Origin of the sequence: Streptomyces mirabilis, from assembly GCF_018310535.1 — a bacterium.
GTDB lineage: Bacteria > Actinomycetota > Actinomycetes > Streptomycetales > Streptomycetaceae > Streptomyces.
The window spans coordinates 3,233,093-3,244,658 of record NZ_CP074102.1 but is presented as its reverse complement, the minus strand read 5'-3'; the positions used below and the strand labels follow the sequence as shown (position 1 = coordinate 3,244,658).

Sequence of the window (11,566 nt, the reverse complement as noted above, 5' to 3'; positions counted from 1 at the left end):
GGGCCGGTGACATCTCGCATCCCGACATTGCGGCTTGCCTCCGGCACGTATCGTGAGTGGTTGCGGACCGTACGAAGCCGTAACGGGGCGCAAGGCGAACGGAATTGACCACCGGGCGGCCGGGGGAGGCATCGTGGACGACTATGCGGGACGGGTACTCGCCGACCGTTACCGCCTGCCGCTGCCGCCCTCCGACGAGTACGAACTCGCCGAGAGCCGGGCCTTCGACACCTACAGCGGACAGGAAGTCCTCGTCCGGCAAGTGCCGTTGCCGGAGGTCGTCGAGGCGGAGATGCTCGACGCGGACGGGCTGCCCGAAGGGTTCGTGGCGCGGGACGGCGGGGTGCGGCGCGCCTCCGCACGGACCACGCGCAGGCCCACCGAACCCGCCGTACGACGGGCGATCGAGGCGGCGCAGGCCGCCGCGCAGATTCCCGACCATCCCCGGCTCGACCAGGTCTTCGACGTGTTCGCCGAAGGCGGGTCCTTGTGGATAGTGAGTGAGCTGGTGCCCGCGCGGTCGCTGGCCGCGCTCCTCGCCGAGAAGCCGCTGAGCCCCTATCGGGCAGCCGAGGTCGCCGCCGACGTCGTCACCGCGCTGAGGGTGCTGCACGCGCACGGATGGGTCCACCGCAACATCACCGTGCGCACGGTGCTCGTCTGCGACGACGGCCGTGTGATGCTGACCGGCCTGGCCGCCGGCGCCGCGGAGGAGGCACTGTGCGGGTACGACCCGGTGCCGGTACAGGACTTCGAGGGTCCCGGGGGTGAGGGAGGCGTCGGCGCCGGTTCGCCCCACACGGGTCCCGGTGCGGATTCACGAGCGGGTACGGGCACGGTCACCGGCGTCCCGCGTGGCGCGGCCCGTACGCGCGGCGCCGCGCCCGGTGCAGTGACCGGAGGGCTGCCCGCCGGTGGTGCGTCCGGCGGGGGTCCCGGAGCCTCGTTCGGTGCGGTGGTCGCCAGTGTGCAGGGGGCCGATGCCGAGGCCGCGCGGCGGGCCGCGATCGAGGCGCGGGCCGAGAACACCACACCTGTGGGGGAGCCGCCCGCCGAAGGCGGGGCGGCCCTGGCGCGCAGGGCGCTGGAGGCCGGAGGCGACGCCCGGGCGGCCCGGGCCGGGGCCATCGCCGCGTACCGGGCCGGAGCCCGGGCCGCGGCGCGCGTGCATGAGCAGCAGCGGGGCGGTCCGGCGGCACTGCCTGCGCCCCGTCCTGCCCCACCGGCCGACGGCTCCGTGCCGGGGGCCCAGGGCTCCGGGCAGGGTGTGGAGCAGCGGCCCGAGACCCCGCCCCCCGGTCAGATCGCCGACCCGTACGGCGTCGGCGGCGGGCGTGCGGGCGCCTGGCCCGGCGCGCAGCCGCGCCCCGGAACCGGCCCCGGCGGCAACGGCCCTGGCTTCGGTGGTCCCGGCCCCGGCGGCAACGGCGGTCAGGGGCGCCCGGCGCTCCCCGGCCCCGCGACCGGTCCTGGAAGTGGCCACAGCGGCGCCCCGGTGCCCCCGGGACCCCAGGACCTTCACGGCACCCAGGGCCCCCACGCCACCCAGGGCCCCCACGCCACCCAGGGCACCCAGGGCCCCCACGGCGCCCAGAACCACGGCATCCAGAACCACGGCACCCCCGCCCTCGTGCCCGGACAGCAGTCCACCCCCGCCCCGACTCCCAACGGCCGTTGGGACGAGCTGGTCGCCGGTGCGCCCCCGCGGCGCGGTCCCGCCACCGCGCTCGCCGCGGAGCGGGCCCGGCAGGCGCGGATGGCCGTCGTCGGTCCGGTGACCGAGCGATGGGCCCCGGAGCAGGCCGGGCCGGTGCACGAGAACTGGCAGTTGGCGGCGCCGATCGGCCCCCAGACCGATCTGTGGGCGCTGGGCGCCCTGCTCTTCCGGGCCGTGCAGGGACACGCTCCCTACCCGGAGGACAACACCGCGGAGCTGGTGCAGCTGGTCTGCGCGGAGCCGCCCGCGTTCGCCGAGGAGTGCGGGCCGCTGCGGCCCGTCGTGGAGTCGCTGCTGCGTCAGGACCCCACCGAGCGGCTGGACTTCGAGGAGCTGAGCGGCTGGCTGCGCTCGCTGGTGCGGTCCGCGCCGGAGCCCGAGGCGGGCGCGCACGTCGTCGCGGCGCCGCCCGTCGACCCCAGCCGGCTGCCGATCGTACGGCGCAGGGGCGAGCTCGTCCGCAGGCGCCGGGCCAGACTGCCCGCGACCAGCGCACACGCCCGCCACAAGCGCGCGAAGCCCGACCGGCAGGCGAGGCCGGCCAGGTCGACGGAGACGGCCAAGCCGCGCAAGCTGGGCCGGAACCTGGTCCTGCTGGTCCTGCTCCTGCTGGCCGCGGCGGTCGCGTACGCGATGGTCTTCATGCCGAAAAAGACCGACCCGAACAGCGACGCGAACGGCGGACGGACCGGCTCCGCGGGCCAGGTGAGCCCGGCACCCGGGAACACCGCGGGCACGGGCGCCGACGGCAGCGCCAGCAGCCGGCCGCGCCCCGACCAGACCTCTCCCGGCACGGACACGAACCCTTCTGGCGGCGCCAGTTCGACGACCTCGCAGTCCAACGACCCGGCGGTCGGCCAGGGCTTCACCCTGCGCAAGGACTCCGAGGGCTTCCAGGTCGCCGTGGCCAACGGCTGGAACCGCACGCCCAAGAACGGGCGCGGCCAGGTGGTCTACTCCCAGGGCGACTTCGAGCTCATCGTCGTACCCGGACGGGACAGCACCGGCAAGTACGGCAGCGATCCGCTGACGTACCAGCGGGAGACCGAGAGCGAGTTGCAGCCGTTCCGCGACTCGACGTGGGCCACGTCCAGCGGGATGCGGCGGATCGACGTGGGCGGACGGACCATGGCGGAGGGGCAGTTCACCTGGCAGAACTCCGCCGGGCAGTCACTGTACGTCCGCAATCTCGCGATCATCGTCGGCGGGCACTACCACGTGGTGCAGGTCCGCGGCCCGGAGGCCGAACGGGACGAGGTCACGAGACTGTACGAGCAGGCGTCGGCGACGTACCAAGTCACCGGCTGAGCAATTCCCGTAGTCATGAACCGCTGAACGCTGAATGGTTCCCTCCCGTACCCCGAAGGGAGAACCGTCACAGTGCGGTCTCCGTACGACCCCGCCGGTTCCCTGCGCGGGGACCGCTCTTTAGTCTGACCCTGTCAATACCATTGCGGGGAAACGTGAATCAGATGCAGGGCCTGCTCCTCGCGGGCCGCTACCGACTTGTCGAATCCATCGGCAGCGGTGGCATGGGCCGCGTGTGGCGCGCGCACGACGAAGTGCTGCACCGTGCCGTCGCGATCAAGGAGCTGACGGCCGCGCTGTATGTGACGGAGAGTGACCGGGCCGTTCTGTTGGCGCGCACCCACGCCGAGGCGCGGGCCGCCGCCCGGATCAACCACTCGGCCGTCGTCACCGTGCACGACGTCCTGGATCACGACAACCGGCCCTGGATCGTCATGGAGCTGGTCGAGGGCAACTCACTGGCCGACGAGGTCAAGGAGCAGGGGCGCGTCGAACCGACCGAGGCGGCGCGGATCGGGCTGTGGGTGCTGCGCGCCCTGCGCGCCGCGCACTCCGCCGGCGTACTGCACCGTGACGTGAAGCCCGGGAACGTACTGCTGTCCTCCGACCGACGAGTACTGCTCACCGACTTCGGGATCGCGCAGGTCGAGGGCGACACGACCATCACGCGTACCGGCGAGATCGTCGGCTCGGTCGACTACCTGGCGCCCGAGCGGGTGCGCGGGCACGACCCCGGTCCGTCCGCCGACCTGTGGGCGCTCGGCGCGACGCTGTACACGGCGGTGGAGGGGCGGTCGCCGTTCCGGCGGACCTCGCCGCTGACCACCATGCAGGCCGTGGTCGACGAGGAGCCCGCGCCGCCGCAGCACGCCGGTCCGCTCGGGCCCGTCATCACCGCGCTGCTGCACAAGGACCCGGCCGTGCGGCCCGGTGCGGAGGAGGCCGAGCAGATGCTCGCCGAGGCCGCGGAGGGGCGCAGGCCGATTGCGGCGCAGGCGTATGTGCCGACGCAACAGCATGTGGACACGGGCACCATGGGGATGGGCGCGCAGCCGGCGGCGGCCTACGGGACGGCGCCCCGTGGGAGGGGATCCCACGGCGCCGCGCCCCACGGACCGGGGGCGCACGAGACGGCGTCGCACGGGTCCGTGGCGCACGGATCGGGCGCGCACGGGGCGACGCCGACGCTTCATGCGCCGGTGCCCGGGCCCATGGGCGACGGTACCGGCACGGGGGGCGCGTCCGGGAGACGGCGCCGCGGTCGTACGATCGCCCTCGTCGTCGTACTCGCCGCCCTGATCGGCGGTGGCGGCGCCGTGGCCATGAACTACCTGAACGGCGCACGGACCGACGACACCCACAACAGTGCCTCGCCCGGCACCGCGAACCCCGGCACCACCAAGCCCGGGAGCACCCCGACCGCGACTTCGAGCACTCAGGAGCCGTCCGGCGCCGTGCCCGATTCCTGGGTGCAGCGGGACGACGTCGAGGGCTTCACCATCTCCTTGCCCGACAAGACCTGGCAGCGGCAGGCCAACGGCAACCAGGTCGACTACACGCCCGACGGCGGCAAGCACTTCGTCCGCATCGCCATCGACGACTCGCCGGACTTTCCCACACCGTTCGCACACCAGCAGGACCTGGAGGAGCAGTTGACCAAGCTGGTCGACTACCACCGGGTGCAACTGCAGTCCAACACGTTCCGCGACTGCCCGGGCTCCCTGTGGGACTTCACCTGGACCGCGCTGGAGAAGCAGACGCCGTTCCCCGGCAAGCGGCGGGCGATCGAGCAGACGTACCTCAGCCGCGAGGGTGTCGAGTACGCGATCTACATGTCCTCGCCCGCGGCGGACTGGGACACGGCGCGCCGGCAGTTCGACGTGATTCTCCGCAGCTGGCTCCCCAAGACCTGACGGGCCGGACGGACACGAACTGGCCGCAACCGGTCTGACAAGGCCGGATAACAGCCATCGCGCGGTCCGGTGCCCGGAGCGCGTCCGTCCGGTGCGGCATGATGGGGCGTATGGGGACCGAGGGGGAGAACGTCCGTGTGATCGGCGGCCGTTACCGGCTGGAGGCCAGGATCGGCCGGGGCGGCATGGGCGTCGTCTGGCGCGCCACCGACCAGCTGCTCGCCCGGCAGGTCGCGGTGAAGGAGCTCGCCCTCGACGACTCGCTCTCCGACGACGAGGCCCGGACGCAGCGCGACCGCACCCTGCGCGAGGCCCGCGCGGTCGCCCAGCTGCACCACCCGCACATCATCGTCGTGCACGACGTGGTCGAGGAGGACGAACGGCCCTACATCGTCATGGAGCTGATCGACGGCGGCTCGCTCGCCGAACGGATCTCCGCCGACGGTCCTGTCGACGCGCGCGAGGCCGCCCGGATCGGCCTCGCCCTCCTCGGCGCGCTGCGCCGCGCGCACGACGCGGGTGTCCTGCACCGTGACCTCAAGCCCGCCAACGTCCTGATGGAGGCGGGCACCGACCGTGTCGTGCTCACCGACTTCGGCATCGCCCAGGTCGCGGGCGCCACGACCCTCACCGAGAGCGGGTCGTTCGTCGGCTCGCCCGAATACACCGCGCCCGAGCGGATGTCCGGGGTCAGGACCGGTCCCGAGTCCGATCTGTGGTCGCTCGGCGCGCTGCTCTGCACGGTCCTGAGCGGCGAATCGCCCTTTCGCCGTGACTCGTTGGGCGGCATCCTGCACGCCGTCGTCATGGACGAGATCCGCCCGCCCGCGCAGGCCGCACCCCTGCTGCCCGTCGTACGGGGGCTGCTGGAGCGCGATCCGGAGCGGCGGCTCGACGCGTTGGAGGCGGAGCGGCTGCTCAAGGCGTTCCTGGAGACGGGCCGTACGCCGAGGGCCGCGTCGGCCGGCTACACGCCCACGCAACGGGACGTACCGAAGCGGAAATCGCCCGCCCAACAGGCCACGCACTCCTCCCCTCCGCCGGTTCCTCCTCCTGCCGCCGCGCCCGGCCGTGCCCCGAAGCGGTCGGCGCGGACCATGCTCGTCGTCGCGGCGCTGGTCGCCGCCGTGGCCGGGGCCGGTGTGTCGGCGGTGCTGCTGGTGAACCACGACGGAGGCGGTGGAGGCGGTACGTCGACTCCGTCCGCCAGTTCGGCGCCGGGCACGTCCGTGAGCGCGTCGCACTCCCCGAGCGCGTCCGCAGCTCCGGGGTCTTCGGCCTCACCGAGCCCCGCCCCGACGGTCACCGTCACCCGGCAGCAGAAGCCGACCGCCGCCTCCGGCACGGCGCCCTCGGGCTACCGGACGGTCCATGACCCGGACGGGTTCTCGCTCGCCGTGCCGGACGGCTTCACACGCGATCCGGAGGGCGAGCGGATCTTCTACCTGTCGCCGGGCCAGACCTTCCGCCTCGGCATCAAGGCGACCGACCCCGAGGCGGGCGGCCCGCTCGCGGTGATGCGGCGCGCCGACGCCGACGGGCCGTCCACGAACCCGGGCTACCACGACGGCACCGTCACCTCGACCACGCACGACGGACAGCCCGCCGCGCTCTGGGAGTTCACCTGGAACGGCTTCACCAAGGCGGAGGGCGCGCGGCACACGTACGACCTCTGCTGGGAGGAAGGCGGCCGGATGTACGACGTGTGGGTGTCGGCGCCGGTCGGCAAGGTGACGGAGGCGAAGGAGTACTTCGACGTGGCGTTGGACACCTTCGTGGCCTCGTAGACGGCAGATAAACGGGAGATAAGGGATGGTCCGCGTCACGGGTCTGTGACCGGTGCGCGACGGGTCTGGATGCCGGAGAGCGTGCCGCGATAGGGATGGACCCATGAGGAACAACGGGGGAGTCCCTTACGGGTCCGACGAGCCGACGAGTTTCGTTCTGCAACCGCCGACCCGGGTCGCCCCGGAGCCGACGGTCGAGTCCGCGCCCGATCCGGTGCCCGCGCCCGATCCCGACCCCGGCACCGGGCGGCTCGTCGCGGGCCGCTACCGGCTGCTCGGCAAGCTCGGTCACGGTGGGATGGGGACGGTCTGGCGGGCCAAGGACGAGACGGTGGACCGTGAGGTCGCCGTCAAGGAGCCGCGCGTCCCGGACCACCTTCCCGAGCGTGAACGCGCCAATGTCTTCGAGCGGATGCGTCGCGAGGCGCGCGCCGCGGCCCGGCTCGATCACCCGGCGGTGGTGAACGTCCACGACGTCGCGGTCGTGGACGGACAGCCCTGGATCGTCATGGAGCTGGTGCGGGGCCGTTCGCTGGGCGCAGCCCTCCAGGAGGGCACGCTCGGGGTGCGTGAGGCGGCGCGTATCGGTCTGGAGGTGCTCGGCGCGCTGGAGGCCGCACACGCGGCGGGCATCCTGCACCGGGACGTCAAGCCCGACAACGTGCTGCTCGGCCCGCACGGCCGGGTCGTCCTCACCGACTTCGGCATCGCGCAGATCGAGGGCGAGACGAATCTGACGGCCACCGGTGGCTTCGTCGGGTCGCCGGAGTACATCGCGCCGGAGCGGGTGCTGGGCCAGCGTCCGGGCCCGGCCTCCGACCTCTGGTCGCTCGGTGTCGTTCTGTACGCGGCCACGGAGGGCGTGTCGCCCTTCCGTCGCAGCAACACGCCCGCGACGCTCCAGTCGGTCCTCAACTCCACGCCGGCGGCGCCCGCTTCGGCGCGGGGTCCGCTGGCGGAGGCCATCAACGGGCTGCTGGACAAGGAGCCGTCCCGCCGCCCCGGCGCGGACCGGGTCCGACGGATGCTGGAGGAGGCCGCCGCGCCACCCGCCCCGGAGCCGACGCAGGTGGTGCAGATCGCGGGTCCGGGCGGCCAGGGTCTGCGCGTGCGCCGCACGCCCCTGTTCATCGGCCTCGGCGCGGTGGTCGTCGCGGCGGCGGTGGCGGCGTACCTGGTGTTCGCGAACCCGTTCGCGGGGCCGCTGCCCGACGGCTGGAAGAAGCACCACGAGACGGACGTCGCCGCGACACTGGCGGCGCCCGCGGGCTACCAGAGATCGACGCCGGACCGGACGTCGGACAAGGGGCACTGGGTCACGTACACCGACTGGAGCGGCAGCATCTGGATCGGCCTGACCCTGATCAAGAAGTCCGAGGACACGAGCCACCGGATCAAGGACTCCTCGGCCGCCGAGATGTACGCCGACAACGACGACTTCAAGGGCAGCGGCGCGTACGAGCTGAGCATGCCCGAGGCCCCGCGGACAGCCCCGGAGAACGCGAAGTACCACGGCAGGCAGGCCGCCGAGAACACCGTCGTCTACACGACCACCGACAGCCAGAACCCGCGCCCGCGCGAGGTGAAGATCTTCTACTACAAGTCGTCCAAGGGCGACATGTACAAGTTCACGATCAGCTATCCGGGCAAGGGCGACTTCACGGCACGCGGCCGTGAAGTCGCCAGGACGGCGATCGCGAACCTGGACGTCGACCGGCTGTAAGGGACTGGCGAGGGCTCAGGCGAGCTTGGCGGCCTGGGCCTTGATGAGGTCGGCCGGGATGCCGTACTCCTTGGGCTTCCCGTCGGCGAGGAACGCGGCCAGGTTCAGCGAGTAGTACGTGGCCACCGTGCCGCCATGACGCACCGCCTCGGCGTGTACGACGATCTTGTCACCGTCCGCTTCGCCGGTCACGGCGAAGGCGACCGACTCGTCGCCGCTGCCCGAGGCCTTCTCCGCCTCGACCTTGGTGAACTTCTGGGGGTCGTCCTTCGCGCCCTTCGACGTCGCCTTGAACCCGCCCGCGCAGCCCTTGACCGCGTCGGAGACGGAGGACATGACCTTCTGGGCGCCGTCGCCCTCGTACGAGGAGAGCGAGACAATGGTGACTGTCCCGCCGAGGGTGTCGGTGATCGAGTTCAGCGCCTCGTCGAGCTCCTTCTCCGTCATGTCCTCCATGCTCTTGGTGGAGGACGCGCTGGGCTTGGCCTCCACCGGCTTGGCCATGGTGTTGACGTACGCGGTCGAGTCGCCCGGCGCGAAGCCGGTGAGGACATAGGCGAGCGGCGCGCACTTCTCGTCGACGACGGTGATCTCCTCCTTGGAGGAGGCGAACCGCTCGGACTGGTCGGCCGCCGCGAAGCGGTATCCGGCGAGGTCGCCCTTGCCGACGATCAGCTTCTTCAACTCGGCGTCGCTCAGGGCCTTGACCGCGGCCGCCGCCCCCTTGCCGCCCGTCGCCTTGCCACCGGAGCCGGAGCCGGAATCCGAACCGGAGTCGGAACAGCCCGTGGCCAGGGCGAGCGCGAGCGTCGACGCGACCACTGCGACGCCGGGGCGCGACAGCGCGGATCTCTTCATTCTGAGGAAGTCCTTCGGTGCGCGGACACGACCGGCCGCGCCTGAGGCGCGGCCGGTACCTGCCGTGTACATGAGGTGAAAGGACTATGTGGTAAAGGTCAAGGAAACGTCAAGTTGGTAAAGCGCCGCCCGAGGTGATGGCGGTCACGCCTTCAGCTTGCCCGCGACTGCCTTGACCAGGTCGGTCTTCGTGACCAGCAGGGCGAAGCGCCCGCCGGAGCCGGAAGCCGACTTCGCGTACCAGGGCAGACCCCGGCGGCGCCACTTGCTCGCTTCCAGGTCCTTCGGGATCTTCGGCAGGGCGAAGGACCAACCGGAGAGTCGAAGTTCGCCGGTCCAGACGCCGGCGGCGAGATCGGAGACCGGCACGCGGGCGGTGAAGGTGTCGGCGTGGGCGGTGCGTGCGACGGGGAAGGCCGCGGTGGCGCCACTGTCGTTGCTGAGGGCCAGGGTCAGCGGGCTGTCCGGGTAGGCACCGAGGGTCCAGCGGCCGGTGATCAGCAGTTCGGTGGGGTTGCTGGCGTTCCAGCGGGACTCCCCGAACTTGAGGTGCGGCAGGACCCGGTTCTTCTTCTCGCCCAGGTCGAGCGTGAAGTTGCCGTGCGGCTTGGTGGTGTAGAGGGTGACGGCGCGCACGCCGCGGGTGGTGTCCACGACACGGGTGTCCGCCGTGCCGGAGACGTCCAGGGCCCGCTTGCTGCCGATCCGCACCTCACGCGACAGGCCCTGGGCGCCGACGGCCAGGGAGATGTCCCACAGCCCGTCGCCGAGCGGTGCGCCGCCCGCGGCGGTGTCGATGTCGACGGTCGTCTCGAATCCGGCCTCTTCGTAGGTGTACGCCCCCTCGTCCTCGTGCGCGCCGAGCCCCGGAGTGGCGGTGTGCTTGACGGGGAGCCGGTACTCCGTCCCGCTGTCGCGCTCGCGCAGGACGAGGTCGGTGGTGACGTCCTCGGTGGCGACGCGGTGGAGGTACCCGTACCCGGCCAGGTGGAGAGTGGTGCCGTGCAGTTCGGCGCGGGTGACCTGGTGGCGCAGGCCGAGCTGGTCGGTGACGTCGTAGCAGCTGTCCGGGACGGAGCGGGCGGGGTCGCGGAGGAAGGGGTAGCGGGCGTAGGCCCGGCCGCCGTCGACCAGTACGGGGGTGGCGGCCGCGCTCTTGGCCAGCTGCTTCTCGAACCTGGTCAGTTCGAGCACCTCGTCGAGCATCCGGTGCCGTACGAGGTGGAGCCGGAGCCGGGCCATCGCCGAGAGCTGCTCGTTCAGCCCCTCGTGCCACAGCGGTGCGATCGCGTCGGCCAGCCGGTCCAGCTGCTTCTGCTGCAGCTCGCGGGGTTCGCGCGCCACATGACCGAGGAGCTGCTGCACCTCGACGGTCAGATGCCGGTGCGCGAGGTGGTCGCGGCCCGGGCCGGCCGGGACGTTCTCCAGGATCACGTCGACGATGCGCGGCAGGAAGCGCAGCCGGGGCTCGGAGCCCCCGGTCTGCAGGGTGATGTTGCCGTCGTCGTCCCGCTGCACCCAGTACAGGCAGTCGTACGAGGCCAGCACGGAGATCCCCGAGGCGTGCAGATACGCCGGGCCGACGAACATCTGGTCCTCGCCGATCTTGAGATCGGTCGGGAAGCGGAGGTGGTGCCGTTCCAGGAGCTCGCGGCGGAACAGCTTCATCGGGTTCAGGGTCCAGTAGACCCGTGAGGAGAAGACGTCGGTCTTCGGCTGGTCGCGCCGGAACATGGAGGTGGGCGCGCCGCGTCCGCCCACACCGACCATCTTGCCGAGGACGACATCCGTGCCGTTCTCCTCGGCCATCGCCACCATGCGCTCCAGGGCCTCCGGCCCCAGGTAGTCATCGGCGTCGAGGAAGAAAACGAACTGTCCCCGCGCGTGGTCGAGTCCGCGGTTGCGCGGGGCGGAGGGGCCACCGGAGTTCTCCTGATGGATCACCCGCATCAGGGCCGGATACGTGTCGGACAGCCGCTCGAGTTCGGCGGCCGTGCCGTCCGTGGAGCCGTCGTTTACGACGATGATCTCCAGTTTGTCCTGCCCGATGCTCTGATCGGCGACGGACGTAATGCACCGTGTCAGGTAGGGCATCGCGTTATAAGCAGCGACAATCACCGAAACAGTGGGCACAGCCATCGTCACGTTCTCCTGGCAAGACGGGGCACGCCCCTCGTTTGCTGGCCACTTGGGAAACCGCGTAAGCAAGATCCATATATGTGGGAGAAGGTGCCGACAGGGATGTGAACATACCGTGAGT

General features: G+C 71.8%; 6 protein-coding genes. 4 read left to right on the top strand and 2 right to left on the bottom strand.

Features of this window, described 5'->3' with window-relative positions:
- The first annotated feature begins 133 nt into the window (after positions 1-133).
- The 4 genes from SMIR_RS14155 to SMIR_RS14140 all read left to right on the top strand — a co-directional run bounded on the left by SMIR_RS14155 (position 134) and on the right by SMIR_RS14140 (position 8,448).
- Positions 134-3,025, top strand: coding sequence for a serine/threonine kinase C-terminal domain-containing protein (locus tag SMIR_RS14155; RefSeq protein ID WP_212727079.1), 2,892 nt, complete (start codon positions 134-136; stop codon positions 3,023-3,025).
- Positions 3,026-3,189: 164 nt separating this feature from the next.
- The gene (locus SMIR_RS14150; RefSeq protein ID WP_168501240.1) at positions 3,190-4,938 is read left to right on the top strand and encodes a serine/threonine-protein kinase; all 1,749 of its coding nucleotides are present in this window, start codon (positions 3,190-3,192) and stop codon (positions 4,936-4,938) included.
- Between the two features lie 110 nt (positions 4,939-5,048).
- Complete coding sequence (locus SMIR_RS14145) at positions 5,049-6,725, top strand: serine/threonine-protein kinase (protein ID WP_168494719.1); 1,677 nt, start codon at positions 5,049-5,051, stop codon at positions 6,723-6,725.
- Positions 6,726-6,828: 103 nt separating this feature from the next.
- Positions 6,829-8,448: a serine/threonine-protein kinase gene (locus SMIR_RS14140; RefSeq protein ID WP_168494721.1), complete on the top strand. Its 1,620-nt coding sequence runs from the start codon at positions 6,829-6,831 to the stop codon at positions 8,446-8,448.
- Between the two features lie 15 nt (positions 8,449-8,463).
- Here SMIR_RS14140 and SMIR_RS14135 read toward each other — a convergent pair whose 3' ends face one another.
- Both SMIR_RS14135 and SMIR_RS14130 read right to left on the bottom strand, forming a co-directional pair.
- Complete coding sequence (locus SMIR_RS14135) at positions 8,464-9,306, bottom strand: hypothetical protein (protein WP_168494723.1); 843 nt, start codon at positions 9,304-9,306, stop codon at positions 8,464-8,466.
- A 144-nt stretch (positions 9,307-9,450) separates the two neighbouring features.
- The gene (locus tag SMIR_RS14130) at positions 9,451-11,445 is read right to left on the bottom strand and encodes a glycosyltransferase family 2 protein (protein WP_168494725.1); all 1,995 of its coding nucleotides are present in this window, start codon (positions 11,443-11,445) and stop codon (positions 9,451-9,453) included.
- Between the last annotated feature and the right edge of the window lie 121 nt (positions 11,446-11,566).

Excerpts from the sequence above, each read along its gene's own strand:
- SMIR_RS14150 (WP_168501240.1), top strand. The coding sequence starts at position 3,190 with ATGCAGGGCCTGCTCCTCGCGGGCCGCTACCGACTTGTCGAATCCATC.
- SMIR_RS14145 (WP_168494719.1), top strand. The coding sequence starts at position 5,049 with ATGGGGACCGAGGGGGAGAACGTCCGTGTGATCGGCGGCCGTTACCGG.
- SMIR_RS14140 (WP_168494721.1), top strand. The coding sequence starts at position 6,829 with ATGAGGAACAACGGGGGAGTCCCTTACGGGTCCGACGAGCCGACGAGT.
- SMIR_RS14135 (WP_168494723.1), bottom strand. The coding sequence starts at position 9,306 with ATGAAGAGATCCGCGCTGTCGCGCCCCGGCGTCGCAGTGGTCGCGTCG.
- SMIR_RS14130 (WP_168494725.1), bottom strand. The coding sequence starts at position 11,445 with ATGGCTGTGCCCACTGTTTCGGTGATTGTCGCTGCTTATAACGCGATG.